Genomic DNA, 24,064 nt, shown 5'->3' on the forward strand with positions numbered 1-24,064 from the left:
CGAGGGCTTGTATTACTTATTAATTCGGTCTTCCGATACGCGGGCTATATGTTGGAATTTCTGTGTCATAAAATTCAGGATCAATTTCAAATATTTCACCTGTTGCTAAACCTGACAAGGTTTCGAAAAGGCCTATATAACTTTGTTTTATAAGCATTCCACTCGACTTTTGACCAGTATGGCCATTTGGATGCTGTTGGCCACGCGTCTCATAAAGCATAATCGCTGCATCGTTAAGCGAATAACTGCCTAGTGCTGTGCCAGGAAGGTCCACTTCTTGGTAGCGTGATACTGCTCCGTATGGTGAGTTACCTTTTTGCAAAACTTGATAAACATGGCTATTAACTTGTTTGGAAAGCTTCAATGACTCTTCACTCAGTTGGTAGTCTATTCCATCATGACTGACGACATTATCTTCATCAACCACCTGAGCAATTATTTGTAACGTATTTAGCCGGTCATCATCTTCTGAAACGGTGTTACTGTAACGATGGTGGTGATCAATAAAGAGGTCGGGCTCTAGCTCTTGGAATACATCTCGTGACGCTCTTGCTTCAGGAGTTACATAGAAGCCAGGCTCTGTACCGACACCAGGTAGGAGATGTCCTTTATCTTCATTCAGTTCAAATGAAAGATCCGGGTGAAAGTCACGATTAACATCATAACCAAGTTCTTGGCTTGCCCAGTCAGTACCGTGATACCAAGGTGCAGGCGTGTCTTCAGAAAGGCCCCACTCTTCAGGAGTCCAGTCTTGGAAGTTTCTTCGTTGTTTTGCTTGTCCCTCTTCTAGTTCAATAATTTCTGCTCCATCAGGGTTTAGCATTGGCACGATCCAAACAGTGACGTTATCTAATATTTCGCGAACATCTTTATTATTGCTCATTGCAAGGTTTTGAATCAGATTAAGCGAAGCTTCTGTTCCAGCTTGTTCATCTCCATGAATGGCAGTTTGAAGAAATACTTTAGGATTATCCGTGTCAGCATCCCCAAACTTAGCCACATAAATAGGGTGGTCATACTTGGCAGAATGTCCTACAACTTCTAGATCCATTCGTCCATCACGTGCACGATCATGGATTTGCTCCAGCTTTTCGTGTAATTCTTCAGGATCCATGAAACGCTCCAACATTGTCTGTTGCTCTGGCTGAATCCATGGTCCGTTTGGTTTCGACTGAGGTTCTGCACCTACAAACCCAGGCAATGCAGTTGATAGGAATAACGTCATAATCAAAGAATAAAAAACAAATTTCTTCAAAAAATCTACCTCCTTTTTAATTTTGAATTCCATTTTAGTTTAGTATAACGAAATACTTTATTCCATAATATTCCGAAAATTGAAACGATTTATCTACAGTGTGTCGAATGGTGTAGCTATTATGATTACTAAATATCTACGTTAATATGGTACTATTGCGTAAATTTGTAAAAATTTAATTTGACGGCAGGGACGGTGCTCGTGGCCGAAAAGGGACCGGCCCTGACCACAAGAACCCTCCCCATGGTCACTTTTGAAACTAGGTCTTTGCATTTGAATTTCTACTATTTATTGCTAAAACACGACTATGTTCATAAGTGCAACCAGGTTGATTGGGTTCAAGGTCTAGAGAAACGACTTCACATGCGAAGGCACGCTTTGATTTTCCAGAAAAATGAAAAGGTTTAGTAAATCTTCATTGATTTAAAGAAATGAATTGTCAGATAATTTACTTAGGTTTTGCAAGATTGGAAGATTATTTGGTGTATGGAGGGAGATTTCTCATTCTGAACTCCTGTGCAGATGGCCTTAAGTGGGTTGTGAGTGATTTTACATTGAGGGATAAGCGTTCTAGAGTGTTAGGTGTATCATGATCCAACACTTGCATTTAGAGAGGATGTTAAATGATGAAAAGTAGTGTGAGAATGAATCGTAAAGTATCGGCTGTGGCACTGGCTGGTGTGTTGACGACTGGTGCGTTTGCGCCTGTGTCTATGGCTGATAGTCCGCAAAATAAGGGGAATGGACAAGCAAACGCACAACAAGGCAACGGTAATGGAGCGCCACACGGTCCTGAGAGGGATATAGAGGGCGTGGAATTAGTAGATTCTGAGAGCTTTGTGATAGATTTTGATAAGACTTATCCTGCAGGGCTGAATATTAAAAGAATGATTGATGTGGAAGTGGAGCTTGATGATGGGACGGTTTTGGAACCGGAGCTGACAGATTATGAGGTGTCGTCTGATGACCGTTCACACGTTACGGTAGAGCATGAGAATGATAGTCTGGATGGCTTGGCAGGAACAGTAACTGTCAATGGCTACGAGATTGAATTCGATTATAGTGGTGAATTGGATGAACCTGTTGAGTTGGATATTTTCCACACAAATGATATTCATTCAAAAATTGATAATTTCGGATTGATTTCAGCGTTCATTAACGAAAAAGGTGAGGAAGCAGATCACCACCTTTACTTAGATGCCGGCGATATTTTTAGCGGAAATGCAGTTGTGGATCTTCAGGACGGGGAGCCGATCGTGGCCCTTCTTAATGAAATGGGTCTAGACGCAATGGCTATCGGGAACCATGAGTTTGATTACGGTCAGGAAGCCTTTGCTGCGAGAGAAGAGCAGGCAGACTTCGATTGGTTAAGTGCCAATACAGAAGTGGTAGATTCGGAGATTCCGATTGAGCAGCCTAAACCGTATGAGACTTATGAGATTGATGGTTTGGATGTTGGTGTTTTCTCATTAACACAGGCACCACCGGCTACAAGCCCTTCTGGAATTGTGGGACTAGAGTTTCATGATTATGTGGAGACAGCCGAACAGTATGCGTATTTAGAGGACGAAACGGATGTGCTGATCGCATTGACTCATATTGGACTTGGCTCAGACCGTCATTTAGCGGAAAATGTTGAGTTTTTTGATGTGATTATCGGTGGTCATACACATAATAGGTTATATGAAGAGGAAATGGTCAATGGTACGCCAGTCGTTCAGGCAGGAAGCGATGGCTTGTATGTGGGACACTTCAATCTTCAGTTCGACGGTGAAGAGGTAACGTTTAACGATTATTACTTGCAGGATGTTGACGAACTGACTGAGGTGAACCAGGACGTTCAAGATATGGTGGATGCTTACAACGATGAAGCGGAAGAGTTGCTTGAGGAAGTAGTAGGTGTCACAAATACCGGCTTATCCCGTGACAACCGTTATGAAAGAGATACCTCTCTTGGGAACTTTATTACTGACGCCATGGCAGATGCTCTGAATGCCGATATTGCGATAACAAATAATGGTGGTATTCGTGCAAGTATCGACGAAGGTGACATCACAGCTGGAGATATTTATACGGTTGAGCCGTTTGGTAACGAACTGAGCGAGATGGAGATTGCCGGGGAAGATTTGTACGATATCATTGAACACTCTTTTGAAAGAAACGACGGCATCGGCCTTCAGACGTCCGGGATGACGTATACAGTTTACGTGGATGAAGACGGCAATTACGTAGATGCTGATTTGTATGTAGACGGTGAACCAATTGACGAATCAGAAACATATACACTTGTAACAAACAACTATATGGCTGAGGGCGGAAGTGACTACGACTTCTCATCTGCAGAGATTATTCAAATGGAAGGTGGCTACATTACGAACGCCATGTTTCAGTTTATGGATTACTTGATGGAAACCGAAGGAGCAGTTGATTATGAAGACGGTGAAGGAAGAATCACGATAGAAGAAGTGGAATAAACGTGATTATAGGGACGGTTCTCTTGGCCGGAAAGGAACCGGCGGCGACCACAAGAACCGTCCCCATGGGCGCTCATGGCGGGACACATAAAAACGACCTGAACGTGATGATTGATCACGTTTAGGTCGTTTTTTCATCTGTAGATTAAGCACAGGAAACTTTTGCTTGGCCATAAGAACCGTCCCCATGGCCGTTCTTAATACGAACTGGTCATGCCGCCATCTGCGACAAACATTTGGCCTGTGACGTACGTGTTGAGACCAGATCCGAGAAAAAGGACCGTATTTGCAAATTCTTCAGGGGTGCCGTATCGCCCAAGAGGAATGTTTGCTTCTGTATTTTTACGAACTTGTTCAGGAGTGGTTTGAAGGGCTTCGGCTCTTTTCCCTTCCAGTGTTCTTAGTCGTTCCGTATCAATTCGACCGGGTCCGACGGTATTGATCAGAACACCCTCAGATGCCAACTCGTTAGATAACGTTTTTGCTAATCCGACGATTCCCATTCGGTACACGTTGGAGAGCATCAGCCCGTCAATCGGTTCTTTAATGGAAGAAGAGGTAATGTTCACAATCCGTCCCTTTGATTCCTTTAAATAAGGGAGAGCATAACGAATTGTTCGGACGATGCTCATTAACGTGAGCTGAAACGCGTATTCCCAATCATCGTCTGTTAGATCTTCAAACCCTCCAGGCGGCGGGCCACCTGCGTTGTTAACTAAGACGTCAAGCGATCCGAATTTCGCGATCGTTGCCTCCATAAGCTGCTTTAAATCCTCTGTTTTTGAGACGTCGCATCGGTGATAAGCAACGACTCCGTCAGCAGTAGCTGACATTTCCCCGGCTGTTTTCTGTAAATTTTCCTCAGAACGGCTTGTAATCATGACATTTGCGCCTGCATTGGCATACGCCTCTGCCGTTGCTCTGCCAAGTCCTTTACTTGAAGCCAGTACGAGCACATTTTTTCCTTGTAAGTGTAAAGACAAATTGCTCACTCCTTAGTTGTTGTTGGATCATTCCTATCGAAAACAGGGAAGATGGTGAGCCGCGAGAACCGTCCCCGTGGCCACACCCCTGTACGACCACAAGAACCGTCCCCCCGGTCAGGCTGTGATCGGCAGGTTGATTCCGCCTTCTTTCTTTGCTCTTTTCCATTGGACAAAAATAACAATGAAAATGATTGAAATTGCGATGATATCTTGCAGCCAGTTTGGGCTCATGAATAATAAAGCTCCGCCAAACAAGAGAATTCGCACAATTGGATTCACTTTCGTTAAGAAGTAGCCTTCTGCTGCGATCCCTAGCATCACGACTCCCGTGATCGATGTGACAACAACAAGGACTCCTTCTAAAAACGTCGTATTAATCAATAATAAATTATTGTTATAAACGAAAATGTAAGGAACGATAAAGCCTGCGATGGCAAGTTTCATCGAGATAAACCCTGTCCTCATCTGACCTCCGCCTGATATCCCTGCTGCGGCAAAGGAGGCAAGAGCTACGGGAGGGGTAATGTTGGCAAAAATGCCGAAATAAAATACAAACAAGTGAGCAACGAGTGGCTCGATGCCTAATTGTACAAGGGCAGGAGCGGCCATCGTCGCAGTAATGATGTACGTTGGAATACTAGGTAGTCCCATGCCTAAGACAATACAGGCCACCATCGTAAACATCAGCGTGAGCAAAAGAGATTCGCCGCCTAACATGACGATACTATTAGCTAGTTTAAGACCGAATCCGGTCAGTGTAGCAATCCCTACAATCAGGCCGACGGAAGCACAGGCAATCGCAACGGTTAGTGCCGTTCGGGCGCCGTTTTCCAATGCTTCAATAATATCTTTGAAATTCATCCGCGTTGTTTTACGGATCATTGCAATAGCAACTGTGATGAGTATGGTTAAAAATGCAGAATAAATAATCGTTCGTCCGCTGAAAAACAGCATGTACATCAAGAATAGTAAAGGGATCATGAGATGACCGCGCTCTTTCATGACATCCATAACCCGAGGAAGATTGTCCCTCGAAATGCCTTTTAGTCCTTCTTTTGTTGCCCGTAAGTGGATTTGCACGATCACTCCCAGGTAAAAGAGCAGGGCAGGGAGCAAGGCAGCTAAAGCAATATCTCGATACGGAATACCTAGAATTTCAGCCATAATAAACGCAGCGGCCCCCATAATGGGAGGCAGAATTTGGCCACCTACACTTGCAGATGCTTCAACAGCACCGGCAAAGTCTCGTTTGTACCCAATTTTTTTCATCAAAGGGATCGTAAATGAGCCTGTTGTAACGACGTTAGCTACAGCAGCCCCGTTAATACTTCCTAGAAATCCACTGGCAATCACGGAAACTTTTGCAGGTCCGCCTTTTGTCTGGCCGGCGATGGCCATGGCCAGATCATTGAAAAATTGACCCATGCCGGATTTAGCTAAGAATGCTCCAAACAAGATAAACAGGAAGATGTACGTGGCAGATACGCTGATGGCCGTACCATAAACGCCTTCAGTCGTGACGTACATAAAATTGACAATTTCATCCCATTCATACCCTCGGTGCCGGAAGATTCCTGATAATGAATTACCGTATAGTCCGTAGAGTAAGAACAACACCGCTAATGAGGGTAAGGCCCAGCCGGCGACTCTTCGCGCTGCTTCCAGCGTCAAGATAACGAGGATGGCCCCGAACACAAGGTCCATGTCATTTGGAATACCTCCCCGCATCACAATCCCGTCATAATCGAAATAAATATACACCGTCGTTGACAGGGCAAGCATTGCGAATACTATGTCGTACCAGTGAAGCTTTGTCCGGTCGAGTTTCTTAAATGCCGGATAGATCAGGAAAATCAATGCAAGGACAACGGCTACGTGAATAGAACGATGTTGTAAAGTGACAGGTGTACCGAAATAAGAAGTGTAAAGATGGTACAAAGATAAAGCGATTGCCATACCTGAAACAATCAAAGCGACGGGTTTGAAGTGAAAGTCACGAACCCGTGATTCGGTATCATATTTTTCGAGAATTTCTTTTTCTTTTTCACTTTGCGAGTTTTCAGTACTCATAAGGGTCACCTCTTTTCAACAAAAAGTCTGATTGATTCATGATGTGGAAGGTCTTCGACGGCCACAAGGGTCTCGTCATTCACAGTTATTTCATGCTTCGCATCATGAGAATGAATCCACGATAGTTCATCAAAATGTTCATCGATATTCTCATAGATAATCATGCCATTTTCAGTTTTGGCATCGCCAGATTGATGGGGAACGCCAGCACCGTAAGATTGAAAGCTTGTGCTTTTTAACAGGAGGTTGTCTTCTTGAATCTGATACGTTTCATTCCATGGCGTTTTCTCCACAGAGTGAATCCATGAGATTGTCAGCTCCTCACCTGTTTTCATAGGAGACTCAAGCAGAGTTTCACCCGTCCTGGCATCTGCAACGACTAGATAAACTTCTTGACTACTCTGGAAAAAAGAGGTGGTTATCGTTCCTGCAATCACAATGATCGTAGCTAATAAAGTTCGTCCGCTCATAGTTATGTGCAGAGGAAGCGAAAGCTTCCTCTGCTTTCCTCCTCACTTAATCCAATGCGTCAACTTCTTCAAAGTACCGTTCGGCACCAGGATGTAATGGAACGGGCATTCCTTCTTGAATCGTTTCTAGTGTGATATCTTGTGCAGCATTATGAGAACTATGGATATCGTCTATATTTTCAAATAGAGATTTCGTCATTTCATATACTGTGTCTTCTGATAGTTCACTATTTACAAGGAGTAGATTTGTAATCGTAGCTGTGTTGACATCCTCCTCTTGATCGTACGTTCCGCCTTCAATGACACCAGTTGAGAAAAATGGGAATTCTTCCATTAAATTGTCCATGCCTTCTCCTTCAATTGGAATGACTTTCGCATCGTGTGTCGTGCTTAAGTCAATTACTGTAGCATTGGGAACACCACTCGTTACAAAGGCAGCGTCGACCATGCCATTTTTGATTTGGTCAATCGCTTCGCTGTATGACAGGAAATCTTCATCAATATCATCATAGCTCATGTCGTGAGCTTCCAAGATCATTCGTGCATTTAGCTCTACACCCGAGCCAGGCGCCCCAACACCGACACTTCGACCTGCTAAATCTTCAATCGTTTCAATCCCAGTATCTTCTGTTGTAACAACTTGCACGAAGTTTGGATACAAGGACGCTAATCCTGTTAAATTTTCTTTCGGCTCATCGCCGTCAAATGCACCAGATCCTTCGTATGCTTGGGCGACTGCATCGGCCATTGTGATCGCAAGTTCGGCGCGGTTCGTGTCAAGCAAATTAATGTTTTCCACGGATGCTCCAGTAGATTGAACAGAAGTATCAAGGCCTAAATCACCTTCTAAAATATTAGCGATCGCCCCACCAATCGGATAATAAACCCCTGATGTTCCACCTGTGGCAACGGTTACAAATAAGTCCTCGTCTACGTTAGCTGATTCTTCTCCAGCATCGTTATTGTTCTCAGTGGCTGCTGCTTCCTCGTTACCGTTAGTGTTATTACTTTCAGTGTCTTCGTCCCCGCAAGCGATTAGACCAAAGGATAAGATCCCGCCGAATAAGACTAATAATGATTTTTTCATATGAAATGCCTCCTTAGAATGTTGTTAACATTATTAATTGCAATAATCATGCCAATTTTCAGAAACATTGTCATGACGGGGTTTTATGAAAACGCATACATTTTAAGGTCGGAAAACACCGGCAAAAAATGCCGGTGTTGAAAGAAATGCCGGTTTACTTAATTATTTATCTTCATATAGTTTTAGTTTGTCTCGAAGACTCCGCTCACTGATGCCTAATGTTCGTGCGGTATTTTGTTTGTGTCCATCTTGGTGTTCTAGCGTAGTTAAAATAAATTGCTTTTCCAGTTCCTTAACGGTGAATCCAATAAACGGTTGGAGGGAAGCAGACGGGTTAGTAGATACTCTCTGTTTTCCAGGACGTTTCATTGAGGCAGGTAAATCTGTCACCCCTATTTCATCCCCTTCAGCAAACACCATGGACGCTTCAATGATATTAGCAAGTTCACGAATATTACCAGGGAAGTCATAGGAGAGCATTCTTGATTGGGCTTCTTTCGTAAATGTTTTTTTCGGCACACCCAGTTCCCGATGGTTTTTGTCAATGAAGTAATTGATTAAGAAGGGCAAATCACTTTTTCGTTCCCGAAGAGGGGGGGTATGAATTTCAATGACATTAAGCCTGAAATAGAGATCTTCTCTAAACGTCCCCTCGTTCATTTCCTTTTCCAATTCCAGGTTAGTTGCTGCGATCACCCGGACGTCTAACTGTTTCTTTTCATTTGATCCTAAGCGAGTCACTTCTCTTGTCTGCAATATTCTCAGCAGTTTGGCTTGCAACGGCTGGGGCATGTCCCCAATTTCATCAAGAAAGATGGTGCCTTTATTAGCTAATTCAAATTTACCCGGTTTCGAACTAACCGCGCCGGTGAACGCTCCTTTTTCATATCCGAACAGTTCGCTCTCTAAAAGCTGCTCAGGGATAGCGGCACAATTGACTATTTCCAAGGGGCCTTTGTTTCTTTTACCGGAATAATGGATTGCTCTTGCGACGAGCTCTTTTCCTGTCCCGCTCTCGCCAGTAATCAAAATATTCGTGTCTACTTCTTTGACTTTATCAATCAGTTGGAAAACTTTCTGCATTTTTTCACTTTGTCCGACCATTTCTTCGTACCGGTATTTCTTTTCCAACTGTCTTGATAAGTATTCAACTTGCTGATTCAACTCTTTGTATTTCAATGCTTTTTTTATATTGGCATGAAGTTCATCCATGTTCACGGGTTTAGTAATATAAGAAAAAGCCCCATTTTGCAATGCTGCTACGGAAGACTCAATCGTTCCGTAAGCGGTAATCATAATCACTTCCATCGATGGTTGAAGCTGTTTGAATTGCTTTAACACCGAGACGCCATCAACATTTCCTATTTTTAAATCAAGCAAACAAAGCTGGTAGGTGTTGTGTTCAACAAGATCTACTGCTTCTTGTGGATCTGTCGTCGCTGTCACTTTATAATTGTCTTCTAGAGCAAACGTTAAAGAGGAACAGATGGATTGTTCATCGTCGAGAATTAACATGTGGACCATACTGGATCATTCCCTTCGCTTTTTATGACATGGAAGTAGCGTTAAAGATGAGCGTCATCTTTGTTCCTTGATTTTTGTGACTGGTTATTTTCAATTCACCTTCATTTTCTTCAATCATTTGTCCCGCAATCGCAAGACCTAACCCGGTGCCTTTAGCTTTTGTCGTATAAAATGGTTCTAGTATTTTCTTTCGTTCATCTGCATCCATCCCGACACCTTCGTCAATCACGTCAATATAGATCTTGTGATGATCTTGCCTGGCCGCAAGGGTTAAATGTAACGGTTTGGTCGGGGCCTCGGCTTCCTGCTTTTCTTCAAGGGCATCGAGCGAATTAATGATCAAATTAATGACAATTTGTTTAAGCTGGTGGGAATCAGCTGTCATGTATAAGTTCTCTGGAACATCAAAATGAAAGGAGAATCCTTTGTTTATAGCCGTTCGCTCAAATAGAATAAAACATTCATGGAGCAATTTCTTTACATCAATGATTTCAAAACTTTGATGTCGTGGACGAGCATAATTGATCAGTCCTTCAATCAGCTCACTTACTCGAACAATTTCTTTTGGAACATAAGTAGAGATTTCCTTTTGGAATTTTTCGTTCCCCATTTTTGTTGGAATAAGTTCTACAAATGTTTTAATTGAACTGAGAGGGTTCCTTATTTCATGAGCGATGCCAGCAACAACTCGACTCAACGCTTGATTCTTCTCTTGTTCAAACACCTTTTTTCGTAAGGTGAACTCTTCCGTCACGTCTTCGAACGTAAGGATCAGCCCGGTGATCTCTTGGTCAAAGTTATAAAGAGGATAAACGAAATACCTGAATTGAAATAAATGTCCATCGCTTCTTGTCCACTTCATGTGCTCACCTAAAAAACGAATTTTTTGCCCACTAAGGACGAGACCGGCTTTTTCTTTAAGAAACTGCTGAATGAGCTCTACTGATTCGTAATGTTTTCGCACTGGGGGTTCAGTTATCCCGGAAATTTCCATCGCTTGCGGGTTAAACTTCGTTATTTTGCCGTCTTGATCGAGCGTCACGATCCCTCTGGGGCTGCTGTCTAATATTTGATTTAGAAATTCGTTGTTGTTACGTTTCATCTCTACTTGTTGGATCAAAGATTGATTCAATTGATTTAAATCGGCTGTTTTCTTATCCACTTTCTTTTGCAACTGCCGATTCCATCGAATACTAATAAAGAATAAGAGCAGTAAAATAATGAAAAGGCCTGCGGCAACTTGCGCAGAAATGATCAACCAACGGGGAAAGGGGTCGACCTCATTCTGGAAATAGGCATCGTAAAGCTCACTATACTCTCCAGAAGCTTTCATACGGCGAATTTCAGAGTTCAGTTGATTTAATAATGAATAATTCTCATCCTGTACTGCTAAGGAGTAATCCACATGAAGCAAATGGGAGTCTGCAAAGGAATAGTCTTCTTCTAAATCATACTCTCGCAGCAATGTATTGGCGGTGACAATATTTCCGACGAACGCGTCTGCGCGACCTTCTAGAAAAATAGTCAACGCACGCTTTTGACTACTAGCTACTTGATATTGAATCCGGCGAATATTTTTCAGAAACTCGTACTCAACGGTTTCATTTTGGATGGCGACAAGCGATTCAGAAAGGTCAGTCATGACATCAATGTCCTCATCGCCAGCCCGTGTCAGAATGCCAATCGATGTGGAAAAAATGGTATCAGTAAATTCCATCATATTTGAATGCTTTTCAGAGAAGGGAATACTTAAAATGATATCAATGTCCTCGTTGTCGATCCTCTCGATGGCCTCAGATTTCGTCATAGGCAGATAGATCACTTCCATATTAGCCGTTTCAGAAATGCGATTCATTAATTCAATCACAAAACCAGGAGCTTCCTCATCTTCTGAATGATGTAGAGGAACGAGGTCAGGATCATAAGCCACACGAAGCTCTGGAGAATTTCGAACAGATGAAACAACGTCCCCATGATCCTCTGCTTGAACTGGTATCACCAATAATACAAATAAAAACACGAAGCAGAGGAACGACCAGAGGGACGATTCTTCTGGCTTGTTCAACCATTTCAACATTAGTGGGTAGTTCACCCGACCATCACCTCCTTGTTGGGTATTGTGGAAATTTAGGGCTAAGGGGTATTTATTTTAGAATGTTCTAAATAATGATTGTAAACCTTTTCAAGAATTATTTTATCAGTTTTGAGGAGTGGATCACAGGGGAAAGACATGGAAGCGGACGATTCGAATGCTCAATAGTTAGCTGACCGAAGAAGCCGTCCTGGGATAGGAAGGAGCTGGATAGCATGAAGATTATTTTCTTTGTTATTTTTCTCGGATTATTAAGTGCCTGTAAAAATGAAGTTGATGTTTTAACCCTTTACGAAAAATCTAATGAAGGTGGAGAAGGAGAATATGAAAAGGTTCTGGAAACCGAGGACGAGGAAATCATGGAGGAAGTAAATATGATATTTGATCAGCTAGAAGAAATCGATGAAGATCCACCCGAACTAGATCCTACTCATACTCTCACTATCCAAAATCAAGAAAACAGCAGTATGAGTTCTAAAGCAGACATTTGGCTTCAAGATAGTGGGGAAGCACTCGTTAATAATTATGATGATCAAATCGAACGATTGCCGAGGGAAGAGATGGATAGGTTACTAGAATTACAAGAATAAGAATGAGCGTTTCAGACCAAAGGGACGGTTCTTGTGGTAGAAAAGAATTGTCGTCTTGATTTTGGGCGAAAAAAGGACGGCAACTAATGCTTCTTAGTTAGTTGCTGTCCTTATATTACTATGGATATTCAATTCACCACCCACAGAAACACTAATTAAACATGCTTTCTCAAATAGTGATAAAGCCCATTTTCGTCATTTGTATACTCCGTCACTTCTTGAATTTCCTTTTTCACTTCATCGCTACCATTTTTCATAACCGCAGATTTGCCGGCAAGTTTAAGCAGAGGTAGATCGTTATTTGCGTCACCGACAGCCAATAACTGTGATGCGTCTAGAGAATAATAGTTTAATAGTTTTTCAACACCAGTAGCTTTATTAATACCCTCAGCCATGACCTCGACATTATGATGCGATGAAGAAGAGGTTGAGAATGGGTATTTCTCTTTTAAATGATGAAGCTCACTGATCCAATCTTTCATTCTTTCATGATCTTTACTAAAAAAATAGACTTTCGTGATGTTAGACTTGGGGTATTGCTGAATCCAATTGATTTCTGATTTTACTGCGGCAGTTCTGGATTTCCACTCATGTTCTTCAACCGTTAATCCTTCGGTATAGGTTACTTCATTCACTAAGCTAGCTTTGTCTTCTTGAAACACAAAGCGACTGCCTTCGAAAGGATGAATTTCATAATAAAGCCCATGATCTCTTGATCGCTTGATCACTTCATCTACCAGGTCCTTATTTACTTCATTTTCATCAAGGTTGTTCCCATCTGCTTCAACGATCATACCATTTCCGCCAACAATGCCATCCACTTTCACTTCATCAGGAAGAACATCTTTCACCTCTTTCAACGTTCTCCCCGTTGCTAAAAAAATAAGGATATCCTTCTGACGACATTCCGCTAACAATTTTACTAATTCATGACTAATTTCATGACTAGCATTTAACAGTGTGCCGTCCATATCTAGAGCAATTGCTTTTACCATCATCAATCACCTTCAACAATCTCTCTAATTTTTATCTCTAACTTTTCCGGACTTAAACCGTGCTTAGCTAATAATTCTTCATTTCCTCCACATTCGCTATACTCATTTTGAATGCCTATTCGAGTTGTTTTAACTGGCTGAACGGAGGACGTCACTTCGTTAATTAAACTTCCAAATCCATGTCTTACATAATGTTCCTCTACCGTAATCAGATGCTTATAACTACTTGCTAATTCTATTATCGCTTTTTCATCTAATGGTTTCAACGTCGGGAAGTGCACATGAGTAATGGAAATCCCCTCTGCTTCCAAACGCGCCAATGCTATTTTAACTCTTGGACTCATTGCCCCCGTAGATAAACAGGCAACGTCGTTCTTTCCTCTTTTCAACCATTTAGCTTTTCCGATTATGAACTCTTCATCTGTGTCATCTAGAAAGTCGAGGCCCTCATCTCTAGATAACCTTAAGTACGCGGGGCCATGATAGTTGTTCATCGCTCTCATTATCCGTTGAACTTCTTTTGCATCCCCTGGTGAGAGGACGATCATATTAGGTAGAGAAGTCATGAGTGCGATGTCTTCAAATGAATGATGCGTTTTCCCCGTGTTACTTGTGAGTAGTCCACTATAGGATCCTACAAGCTTAACATTTAATTTAGGTTGATCCACACTGACCACCAATTGATCGAAGGCTCTTCTTGTAATAAAGGCCGTAAAACTACATGCCCATGGAATCATCCCACATGTGGCTAATCCCGCAGCTACACCGACAAGATTTTGTTCTGCGATCCCCATTTGTAAAAAAGATGAGGGGTTCGCTTTTTCAACAAAAGAAAGTCTGGTAGAATTACCTAAATCTCCATCTAAAGCCACAACTCGTTTGTCTTCAAGTGACAGTTTCGCGAGCTCTTCACCAAACACATCGCGCATACTTTTGGTAGAAACAGTCATGACAAAACCTCCTCCAGTTCGCTGATGGCAAGGTGATACTCTGATTCCGTTGGTACTTTAGAATGCCATTGAAAGTTTCCTTCCATAAAGCTAACACCTTTTCCTTTGATCGTATTGGCAATGATCGCGATGGGCTGCTTATTTTCAGCGTTTTTCACTTGTTTAAGCCCAGTGGCTATTTCTTCCAAGTTATGGCCGTCTATTGTCACGACTTTCCAGCCAAAAGCTTCCCACTTTTCTGCATGGGATTGCTCCGGGGCTTGTCGATCAGCCATGTCCTCTTTTTTCCATCCGTATTGTTGTAACCGATTATTATCAATCATCACCACAAGGTTATTTAATTTGTACCGAGCGGCAACAGCGGCTGCTTCCCAGACTTGTCCTTCTTGGGATTCACCATCCCCAATCATGACATAGGTAGTATAATCTTTCTCTTGCAGTTTCGCAGCCAATGCCATCCCGACCCCAGCGGAGATCCCTTGGCCTAAAGATCCTGTCGACATATCGATTCCAGGTAACTTCGTCATGTCAGGATGTGCTTGGAGACGAGAATGCAGGTTGTCAAAGGTTAATAACTCCTCATAAGGGAAGTACCCTTTCAAGGCTAAGGCGACATAAAGCGCGATACCGGAATGACCTTTTGATAACACAAATCGATCTCGATTTTCCCAGTCGGGTTGATCTGGTTTCACGTTCATCGTATGGAAATAGAGAACAGCGAGCATATCGGCGGCCGAAAGTGGCCCGCCGATATGTCCCTGTTTCTGCTTATAGACAGTGCTGATAATTCCTTTTCTAATTTCAGTAGCCTTTGTTTGAAGGTCCTTCATGAATGCTCCTCCTTGGCCGGAGGGACGGTTCTCCTGGCCGACCGCAAGAACCGTCCCTCCGGTTACTAACTAAATAAGTTAGCTAACAGACCGATCAAGATCCCGACCACTCCAAAGTCGGAGTCGCCAAAGGTTGTATTTTGGAATCCTAGACCTCCTAATACTGGGAGTAATAACGCTGGAAGAAAACTGATGAGGACACCGTTTGCAAATCCTCCTGCTGCTGCTCCTATCCTTCCTCCCGTTGCATTACCAAATACTCCAGCTCCAGCTCCTGTGAAAAAGTGAGGGACGAGTCCAGGGATAATGAGTGCTAAAGAGAACATCCCTAAGAAAAACATGCTGATTAATCCTCCAACAAAACTACTCAAAAATCCAATAATAACAGCGGTAGGGGCATAAGGGAAAATAATTGGAACATCAAGGGCAGGTTTTGCACCTGGAACCAATTTCTCAGCGATCCCTCTAAAAGCAGGAACAATTTCTGTAAGGATCATTCGAACACCAGCCATAATGATACTAAAACCAGCAGCAAAAGTGATCCCTTGCATGATCCCGAACATGATGAAGTTTTGATCACCAGCATAAGTGGAAACCACATCTGGTCCAGCTACTAATACAAGAATTAAGAACATTGTCACCATCGTAAGAGCCGTAGAAAGCAAAGAGTCTCTGAGGAATGACAAATGCTCAGGAACTTTAATGTCCTCTGCGCTTTTCTTTTCATTACCGACAGCTTTTCCGACTAAGCCGGCTGTAATGTAGCCAACTGTTCCGAAGTGCCCAATGGCAATATCATTTCCACCTGTTACTTTTCTCATAAATGGTTGAGCTAGTGCCGGCATAAGTACCATGACAAAACCAAGAATAAGAGAACCAATAATAACTAATGGGAACCCTACTATACCAGCCGATCCAAGAACCGCTGATAGTAAAGCAGCCATGAAAAAGGTATGGTGCCCAGTTAAAAAGATATATTTCAATGGCGTAAACCTTGCAATTAATATATTAGCGATAAAACCAAAACCCATAATTAAGGCTGTCTCTGTTCCGAGGGTTTGTTGAGCTAAAGCAACAATGGCTTCATTATTCGGAATAACCCCTTGAATCTCAAATCGATCTTGGATAATTCCTCCTAAGGAATCGAGAGAGCCGATAATGACGCCTGCACCTGCGCCAAGAATGATAAACCCGATAATACTTTTCGCTGTTCCAGAGAAAATCTTAGCAAACTTTGCTCTTTGTAAAATTAACCCAATCATAACGATTAAACCGACAAGTACTTCGGGTAAACTTAGAATCTCATTCATTAGAAATTCAAAAAATCCCATGATTACTCAGTCCCCTTATTATTTATTTGTTTCTTCTAAAAATTCATCGATGGCTTTCGCTACTTCGTCTTCACTGGCCATATTCATGATCGCTTTGACAGCTGATCTTCCACCTTCTAATTGAGAGGCAAATTCGTTATTCGTTAATATAAGATCTGCCTGAACACTTTCTGCTGTTCCGATATCTGTCGCTTCCACTTCTGCTTGAATCCCTTTCTTCTGAATGACTCGATCTGCTGTCATTTTCAGCATTAAACTAGACCCAAATCCCATTCCACACACTGCTAATATTTTCATTTTTATTTCCTCCTCTTATATAGTCATTTTAGTATTTACGTTATGCAAAAATTTGATGTAATTCTTCTTCAGATTGGGTATTTCTCATCTTCGTGATCATCTCTTCATTTTCAATCAATGAGGAGATCTTCTTTAGTAAATCCAGATGTGATTCAGAGTCTTTTGCCGCTAAACAAATAAAGATGTTTGCCTCCGAAGAATCTCCTGTTTCAGGCTTATCAAAGAATACCGGTTCTTGAAACACTGTGACCGATAAACCGATCTCGTTGACTCCTTGTTCTGGACGAGCATGGGGGAGCGCTACGAGCGGTGCAATCAAAATATAAGGACCTAATTCTTTGATGTTTGTGATCATCGCTTCAACATAATCCGTCGTTATTTTCTTTTCTTGTAAAAGAGGTCGAGCACTTATTCTAATCGCATCCATCCAGTTATCAGCTTGTTTTTCCCATTGAATAAATTGTTTGTCTAGTTTTATTTCTTCCATGTTTTCACCTCGTTCATGTAATCGTTCTCAATTTCGTTTAAAATGTCTTTCAGTGGGTTTTCATTCATTAGGACTTGATGCAAATATTGTAATTGGGGAAGGTGGGCCTCTTTATCAGGTGTCGCCATAAACAGGACCGCCAAAGAATGCAATTTCCCCTCGACAACATAAGGTTTCTTTAATTGAACTAAACTAAAACCCGGTTTCAATACATGCTCAGAGTCTGTGTGTAAAAATAATAGTCCTGGTACCACTTCATAGAGATACTTATCAGAAAACACCGTTTTTTTCATGTCTTCGTTGAACCCACTACTCACGAAACCCTCCTTTTCCAACATGTCCACCCCTACATCAATCACGCCTGCCAACCTAAAGGGTTCTTCTTCGTAGTTGGTGATTCTGTTTTTTGGGATTAACGCTTGGATCGAAGGTTCTATTCCGCTTTTCACTTCAAAACCTTGCTGACCTTCTAAATGAGTGATAAAAGACTTGATTTTCTTTAATTCGTCTTTTGTGATGATTGGTTTAACGGTGACATAAGGATAAGGGCTATCATGTAATAAAACGGAAGAAATAATGAAGTCTGGCTTTCCCCAATCATCCTGTTGGTTCAGTTCAGAAATGGATAATGTTTTCTTCACCTCTATTTCTGGAAAATGCTTGACTAAGGTAGAGGTTAATAATCGACTCGTTGCAAGGCCCCTCGGACATACAACCCATACTTGGTAACGTTGATTCTCAAAAGAGGACTCTTCATAAATCGATGCCATACTGATCGACATCGAGATCACATCATCAATTAATAAGTCTCTTTGATTTGTTTTGTTCATTTTATGGTCCACCAATGTTTCCCAAATATGATTAACAATAAATGGATATTTGTTTTCCATATCTTCTTTTAATGGATGAAAATAAACGATGTTGTGCTTGCAGGCCCATTGAAACTGGCACCATTCTCTGTACATCTCATTCATTTGACTTGCGTACAAATCCTTTAGTCCGATCCGATTAACGACTTCTTTGATAAAGCCTTTAAAAGTTAAATCTTGGTTATAGTTCTCATTCTCATAATGAGAAATGCCTCCAATGGCCTTCAAATACATATAGGCAAACGCTATTTCTTCTTCTAAAATAGGAATATCAAACTGGATCGTTAACTCTTTCCATAATTCGCAAAACAAGGTGTCCGGTTCTACTTCACTATGGTTCGTTGTATTAAGAAATTCTCCTGAATGATATCTTTCTAAGTGAAGAGCCCACACTCTAAAGAAAGCCGGAACACTCTCTTTCGATTCCATTAACGTAGAACTTGTTTTGAAAATCTGATCCATATCCTTCATCGACAAATGAGACCAATTTAATTGAGGAATAGGATTGATCGTATCCCATGAGTTCTCTAATTTTGCCATGAGAGTTAACAGTGCAAAACGCTTTTTTCGTTCCTCTCCATTTACTCTAAAACCTTTTCTGCCTCTTTCTAGAGTTAACTGAAAAGGCTCTAGCCAACTCTCCACGTCTTCCATTTGCTGTAACACCGTGCCCTTGCTCACATCTAACTCTTCTGCAAGTTGCCTCAATGGCTGCCAACTTTGACTAATGATCAGTTCATGAACAATGAGTAATAAACGATCTTTGATTGAAATGGATCTGCCGAAGAAATTAAGAGAGTCATAAATCTGTTTCAATTTCTCAGGATCTGGATGCTCCTGCAAATGCCATTGGCCTCGTCCCGATTGATGCTCTAATAAAACATCAAATTCCTTCAACCAAACCGAAATTTTTTCCACGTCGTATCTAATGGTTCGTTCACCAACATCAAACATATCTTCAAAGTCTTTAATATTTATTTGAGATCTACCATCCAAAATTATTTGAACTAATTGCCGTCTTCTGCTGTTCATTACACTCACCTCCCTTCTCGTTAAATAAAGTATACTCGATTCTTGTCGAATAATGAATGCGCTTACATTACGGATCTATTCAGAATAGTTTGAACTTAAATGAACGTTGCCAGGGGGACGGTTCTTGTGGCCGGAATGGAATTGACCCCTTTTTTTCATAAAAAAACCATATATGTCGAAAAGTGACGATAAATTCAACTGTTGATTTACAGAAGGAAGGACTTTCTGCCATCCACAAACTCAGTTCCTATTTCTATATATTTAGCATTCAACCTACATTTCATTCATGGGTTGGACCGTAGGGACGGTTCTCGTGGTCGGATTTGAATTGTCCATTGAATATTTATGAGGAAAAATGAAGTGGCAGTCTATGTAGATTGAGACACGAATTAATAAATGATTGTTGCATGAATTAGGTAATGATTGTGAATCGAGCGGATGCCTCTCGTGCTGGGACAGAAATGCCGACGTTAAGAAAAACTACTTCCAATTAAAGGGAAGAGGTAGTATACGAATGATTGAGATCTCATCCACATCCGTTTTTTTAAAGAGGATTTGCATGGAATTGAAAATACGTTAGCTCAGCAGTTTTCCAACAAGAAATGATATGATGTAAATGAAATTGATAGAGAGGGTTGATGAAAGTGGATACGATTATTTTTGACGTGGATGACACGTTATACGATCAAACAATTCCTTTCAAAAAAGCATTTCGAAAGGTGATTGAGGGACCTTTTACCGAGGAAGAAATAGAAAAGGTCTATATCGCTAGTCGAAAATATAGCGATGTCTTATTTGAGAAAAGCCAAAGAGGGGAGCTGCCCTTATTAGACATGCATATTTACCGTATGACGGCTGCTTGTCAGGAAATAGATTTATCGTTGAGTGATCAAAAGGCGATAGAATTCCAAGAAGTTTATTTGGAGGAGCAACAAAAAATAACGTTATTTGATGACGTAGAGAAACTACTAGAACTGTTATTGAGTAGAAACAAACAGATGGCTGTCCTTACGAATGGGGGAGAAGATCATCAAAGGATGAAAATCGAGCAATTAAATCTAGCAAAATGGATTCCTGAAGACCGTTTCTTTATTTCGGGAAGTATTGGACATGCGAAACCAAAGAAACAGGTGTTTCAGTTTATAGAAGAGAAACTTTCATTAGATAAATCAAAAACGGTCTATATCGGCGATTCGTTTGAGAATGATATCATCGGTGCAAAACAAGTAGGATGGCATGCCATTTGGATGAATCATCGCAATCGACACCAATCGGATGAATCTATTCAACCTGATAAAATCGTTTCTCACCCGAAAGAGTTATTGGACGTGTTTAGCCCTTTAAATCCTCTTTTATAACAGAATCAATAAATCGAGTATGACCGGAGGTGACCGGAGGGACGGTTCTTGTGGCCAAAAGAGAACCGTCCTCATAATTTATACTAAAGAAATAAAACTCAATTCAATAAACATTATTGATGGGGATTTAGCAGTAGAGGGGCTTAAATTCACCGTTTACTAACCGGAAGAACCGTCCCCGCGGTCACATGAAAACCACCGAATGAAAGACAGTGAAGCCATCGCGGTTATTAAATGCACCTGTCATATCGATCATTGCACTGATATGCAAAAACTAGACAAAGAAACCCGAGACCACTTTTTAAAAAAGTTAAAAGGAAAAGGGTTGTCAATAAGACAAATATCTAGGCTGACAGGTATGAGTCGCCACGTCATTTTAAAGGTATAAACATTACCGGAGCGACGGTTCTCATGGCCGAACATTCGTATCACTTGGACGATTACCGACTTAGATAGAGAGTTAGCTGACTGACCGGGAGAACCGTCCCCTCGGTTGACTTATCTTAATTATGATGGCAGCAGTCAAGATTCCAAGCAGTGAACCAGCCACCGTGTCGATCGGGAAATGAACTCCTACATAAAGTCGCGAATAGGCAAAGACGATGCCTAAAGGGACTGCCCAGAACTTTGCGCTTGGAAAAAAGTATACAAGTGTCGTCATCGCCGCAAAGGAAGTCGCTGCATGCGCCGAAGGGAAAGAACTGGACAGAGGTGGTTCGATCAACAGTCGCACACCTTCTTCGGATAAAGGTGGCCTTGGACGTGGAACGAATTGGTTGATGATTGATTGTAAAATAAACACAATTCCAACGCTAAGAGCAAGGGTCCGCCCCGCAACAAAGCCCCCCACACGCTTATGAAATAAAAAGAGAATTGCCGCGATCACCCACCAAAATAGCCCTACATCACTTATGGCTGTTAGAAATACGACGATTGGATCCAACCAATCTATGTAATATTCCTGATTCAATCTCTCAAAAAGACGTTTATCCGCGTCAATAATAGCTTCCAGCATAAGCACACTCCTTCCAGAGGGACGGTTCTTGTGGTTTGAAAGTTAAAGATTCGATTGGCTCGAGTGATTTTGCTTTAAAAAGATAAGATTCGAGATATGGTAACAGTTTAATGAAGGAGAACGTATTAAGCAAGATTAAACAGTACTTATTACACATTTTGAATCAAGAGAGATTAGCAAAGGGGAGCGGTTGATTCGTAAGCCCGATTACTAACTGACTGAACTGGTCGGGAGAACCGTCCCCCTGGTTTCCCCGGTTTTGGTTTAACTTAAGTGGATATAGGTATAGAATAGAAGTAACTTAATTAAATCAGATGAGAAGTGTGGTGAGAAACGTCGATGACTACTAACAATTGGTATGGTTTAAGTAGAAATGATTTTTATAAGATCATTGATGTTTTTCAAAGTTTTGCAGATATCGTTGAAAAGGTTATGATATTTGGTTCCCGGGCAAGGGGAGATTACAAACGAACTTCGGATATAGATTTAGCCATTGTTTTTCGAAAAAATAGCGAACAATTATATCAAATTCAGGATCGGCTCTCTCAAGAACGTATTATTTATTGCATAGATGTGCTTGATTATAATGCAATAAGTAACGATAAGTTAAAACATGACATTGATACAGAAAGCGAAACGATCTTTTCAACTAGTCCTGAAGGGAAGGTGATTGATCACATGAATAAACTTAAAACCAAATATGGAGATTTAGAAAAGGCTAATAAAAAACTTCATGAAAGTCTAGAGAGGGATCCTAAACTGGATGATATAGTGATTGATGCGACAATTCAGCGTTTTGAATTTACTTATGAACTCTCTTGGAAGCTGATGAAAGCCTACCTAGAATATGATGGTCATCTTGAAGTGACTAGCCCAAGAAAGGTGATGAGGCAAGCGTTTAAAGACGGAATCATTCAGGAAGGCGAAAAGTGGCTAAAAATGTTAGAGGACAGAAATCGCACCTCTCATACGTACGATGAAGAGATTGCTTTAGAGATTTATAAGCATGTGAAAGAGGAGTATATCGTTCTCTTTGACCACTTGTTAGTTGAACTAAAAAAGCGTCTTCTGGAAGAATAGCCGGCGATGGCCGGGGGGACGGTTCTCTTGGTTCACCCATGATTTCTCAGACCAATGAAGACCCAAATCGCTAGCACGACGATCGCAAATCTTGCGTGCTTATCCACCATATGAAAAACGACCTGAACGTCATCAATCATCACGTTCAGGTCGTTTTTATGCAGCAAAACTTCCGACTGACCAGAAGAACCGTCCCTGCGGTCACCCCACTGGTCAGAATATGCTCGTCGTTGTATAATTATAATAAGAAAAGCTGTTATAAAAAGGGATGAGTAGATATGAAAACATTGACCTTGAATTTCGATAATGCGTTGGAGATAAGTAAAGCGATTGCGAACCAGCATAGAATGAAAATTCTTAAAATACTTAGTGAAAAACCTCACAATGTGAATGAGCTTGCGGAGAAATTAAATCTCCCTTTCTCTACCACCGCGGCAAATGTGAAAAAACTAGAGGACGTCAAGTTAATTTCAACAGAATTGGTCCCGGGGCGAGGGACGCAAAAAGTCAATACAATCAATTATGACAGAATCATGATTGAGTTCTATCAGACAGAGAATGGAGAAAGAAAAAATGAGACGGTGATGGAAATGCCCATCGGTGAGTTTGTTGATTGCCAGATTAAACCGAATTGTGGAATCGTAGGTGAGCATGATTACATTGGCATGCAGGATGATCCCCGTTCTTTTTATGAACCAGAGAAAAAACAGGCACAACTGTTGTTTTTCAGAGATGGGTTTGTGGAGTACCGTTTCCCGAACCGATTGCCTCATGGTGCTAGCGCGACAGAACTCGAATTTATTGCAGAATTGTGCTCTGAAGCACCTTACCATAAAATGGACTGGCCTTCGGATATTACCGTTTGGGTCAATGGCATTGAAATTGGCACCTGGACCTCGCCCAGTGACTTCGGTGGCGAGCGAGGTTTCTTGACACCGCACTGGTGGCTTAAAAATTACACACAATACGGCATGCTAAAACAGTTTAAAATCACGCAAGATGGTTGTTTTTTAGACGGGTTGAAATTGGATTTGCCATCCACTATTGAAGATTTGAACATTCAAGACACTCCTTTTATTTCTGTAAAAATTGGAATAAAAGAAGATGCACTAAATAAAGGTGGACTTAATTTATTCGGTTCCAAGTTTGGGAATTACGACCAAGATTTGCTAATGACCCTACGGTACAGCCAGAATAACCCATCCTAACCATATGTCGCTTAATTATCTGTCTTTTCTAAAAAGGCAGATTTTTTTCATTTTTATTACCGAA

Annotated in this window: 20 protein-coding genes; 5 read left to right on the forward strand and 15 right to left on the reverse strand. The window is 41.4% G+C overall.

Going from position 1 to position 24,064, the window contains the following annotated elements; translation table 11 throughout:
- Positions 1-19: 19 nt before the first annotated feature.
- Entirely contained in the window at positions 20-1,255 is a 1,236-nt protein-coding gene (locus tag CR194_RS13370) for a M14 family zinc carboxypeptidase (RefSeq protein ID WP_158282263.1), read from the reverse strand.
- A 626-nt stretch (positions 1,256-1,881) separates the two neighbouring features.
- On the opposite strand from CR194_RS13370, the gene CR194_RS13375 reads away from it, so the two are divergent.
- Positions 1,882-3,729 (forward strand): bifunctional metallophosphatase/5'-nucleotidase, encoded by a 1,848-nt coding sequence (locus CR194_RS13375; protein WP_158282264.1) that lies wholly within the window; start codon positions 1,882-1,884, stop codon positions 3,727-3,729.
- Positions 3,730-3,926: 197 nt separating this feature from the next.
- On the opposite strand, the gene CR194_RS13380 is transcribed toward CR194_RS13375, so the two are convergent.
- The 6 genes from CR194_RS13380 to CR194_RS13405 form a co-directional block, all read right to left on the reverse strand.
- Complete coding sequence (locus CR194_RS13380) at positions 3,927-4,712, reverse strand: SDR family oxidoreductase (protein WP_110610196.1); 786 nt, start codon at positions 4,710-4,712, stop codon at positions 3,927-3,929.
- A gap of 117 nt (positions 4,713-4,829) precedes the next feature.
- A complete protein-coding gene (locus CR194_RS13385) occupies positions 4,830-6,785 on the reverse strand; it encodes a TRAP transporter permease (protein ID WP_110610197.1) in 1,956 nt (651 codons plus the stop codon).
- Positions 6,786-6,790: 5 nt separating this feature from the next.
- Positions 6,791-7,255 carry a DUF1850 domain-containing protein gene (locus tag CR194_RS13390; protein ID WP_110610198.1) on the reverse strand — a complete coding sequence of 155 codons (465 nt, stop codon included), beginning with the start codon at positions 7,253-7,255 and terminating at the stop codon, positions 6,791-6,793.
- Positions 7,256-7,301: 46 nt separating this feature from the next.
- Positions 7,302-8,342: a TAXI family TRAP transporter solute-binding subunit gene (locus CR194_RS13395; RefSeq protein WP_110610199.1), complete on the reverse strand. Its 1,041-nt coding sequence runs from the start codon at positions 8,340-8,342 to the stop codon at positions 7,302-7,304.
- Positions 8,343-8,504: 162 nt separating this feature from the next.
- Positions 8,505-9,866, reverse strand: coding sequence for a sigma-54-dependent transcriptional regulator (locus CR194_RS13400; RefSeq protein WP_110610200.1), 1,362 nt, complete (start codon positions 9,864-9,866; stop codon positions 8,505-8,507).
- 22 nt (positions 9,867-9,888) lie between these two features.
- Positions 9,889-11,958 (reverse strand): transporter substrate-binding domain-containing protein, encoded by a 2,070-nt coding sequence (locus CR194_RS13405; protein ID WP_233254360.1) that lies wholly within the window; start codon positions 11,956-11,958, stop codon positions 9,889-9,891.
- A gap of 215 nt (positions 11,959-12,173) precedes the next feature.
- Here CR194_RS13405 and CR194_RS13410 point away from each other — a divergent pair, with 215 nt between their 5' ends.
- Positions 12,174-12,548, forward strand: coding sequence for a hypothetical protein (locus CR194_RS13410; RefSeq protein WP_110610202.1), 375 nt, complete (start codon positions 12,174-12,176; stop codon positions 12,546-12,548).
- Between the two features lie 155 nt (positions 12,549-12,703).
- On the opposite strand, the gene CR194_RS13415 is transcribed toward CR194_RS13410, so the two are convergent.
- From CR194_RS13415 to CR194_RS13445, 7 genes are all read right to left on the reverse strand, one after another.
- Positions 12,704-13,543, reverse strand: a complete 840-nt coding sequence (locus tag CR194_RS13415; protein ID WP_158282265.1) for a Cof-type HAD-IIB family hydrolase — start codon at positions 13,541-13,543, stop codon at positions 12,704-12,706.
- 2 nt (positions 13,544-13,545) lie between these two features.
- Positions 13,546-14,493: a transketolase family protein gene (locus CR194_RS13420; protein WP_110610204.1), complete on the reverse strand. Its 948-nt coding sequence runs from the start codon at positions 14,491-14,493 to the stop codon at positions 13,546-13,548.
- Positions 14,490-15,323 (reverse strand): transketolase, encoded by an 834-nt coding sequence (locus CR194_RS13425; protein WP_110610205.1) that lies wholly within the window; start codon positions 15,321-15,323, stop codon positions 14,490-14,492. Before CR194_RS13425 ends, CR194_RS13420 begins: the two co-directional genes overlap by 4 nt.
- 65 nt (positions 15,324-15,388) lie before the next feature.
- Positions 15,389-16,654: a PTS ascorbate transporter subunit IIC gene (locus CR194_RS13430; RefSeq protein WP_110610206.1), complete on the reverse strand. Its 1,266-nt coding sequence runs from the start codon at positions 16,652-16,654 to the stop codon at positions 15,389-15,391.
- Positions 16,655-16,672: 18 nt separating this feature from the next.
- On the reverse strand, positions 16,673-16,951 hold the full coding sequence (locus CR194_RS13435) for a PTS sugar transporter subunit IIB (RefSeq protein ID WP_110610207.1): 279 nt from the start codon (positions 16,949-16,951) through the stop codon (positions 16,673-16,675).
- A 40-nt stretch (positions 16,952-16,991) separates the two neighbouring features.
- On the reverse strand, positions 16,992-17,438 hold the full coding sequence (locus tag CR194_RS13440; RefSeq protein ID WP_110610208.1) for a PTS sugar transporter subunit IIA: 447 nt from the start codon (positions 17,436-17,438) through the stop codon (positions 16,992-16,994).
- Positions 17,426-19,339 (reverse strand): BglG family transcription antiterminator, encoded by a 1,914-nt coding sequence (locus CR194_RS13445; protein WP_110610209.1) that lies wholly within the window; start codon positions 19,337-19,339, stop codon positions 17,426-17,428. The genes CR194_RS13440 and CR194_RS13445 overlap by 13 nt, the downstream gene beginning before the upstream one ends.
- A gap of 638 nt (positions 19,340-19,977) precedes the next feature.
- Here CR194_RS13445 and CR194_RS13450 point away from each other — a divergent pair.
- A complete protein-coding gene (locus CR194_RS13450; protein WP_269845720.1) occupies positions 19,978-20,697 on the forward strand; it encodes an HAD family hydrolase in 720 nt (239 codons plus the stop codon).
- Positions 20,698-21,157: 460 nt separating this feature from the next.
- On the opposite strand, the gene CR194_RS13455 is transcribed toward CR194_RS13450, so the two are convergent.
- Positions 21,158-21,712, reverse strand: a complete 555-nt coding sequence (locus tag CR194_RS13455) for a phosphatase PAP2 family protein (protein WP_110610210.1) — start codon at positions 21,710-21,712, stop codon at positions 21,158-21,160.
- Positions 21,713-22,051: 339 nt separating this feature from the next.
- On the opposite strand from CR194_RS13455, the gene CR194_RS13460 reads away from it, so the two are divergent.
- Both CR194_RS13460 and CR194_RS13465 read left to right on the forward strand, forming a co-directional pair.
- Positions 22,052-22,792: an HI0074 family nucleotidyltransferase substrate-binding subunit gene (locus tag CR194_RS13460; RefSeq protein WP_110610211.1), complete on the forward strand. Its 741-nt coding sequence runs from the start codon at positions 22,052-22,054 to the stop codon at positions 22,790-22,792.
- A 278-nt stretch (positions 22,793-23,070) separates the two neighbouring features.
- The gene (locus CR194_RS13465) at positions 23,071-24,000 is read left to right on the forward strand and encodes an ArsR/SmtB family transcription factor (RefSeq protein WP_110610212.1); all 930 of its coding nucleotides are present in this window, start codon (positions 23,071-23,073) and stop codon (positions 23,998-24,000) included.
- The last annotated feature ends 64 nt before the right edge of the window (positions 24,001-24,064 follow it).

The sequence above is a fragment of the Salipaludibacillus keqinensis genome, from assembly GCF_003226325.1.
GTDB lineage: Bacteria > Bacillota > Bacilli > Bacillales > Salisediminibacteriaceae > Salipaludibacillus > Salipaludibacillus keqinensis.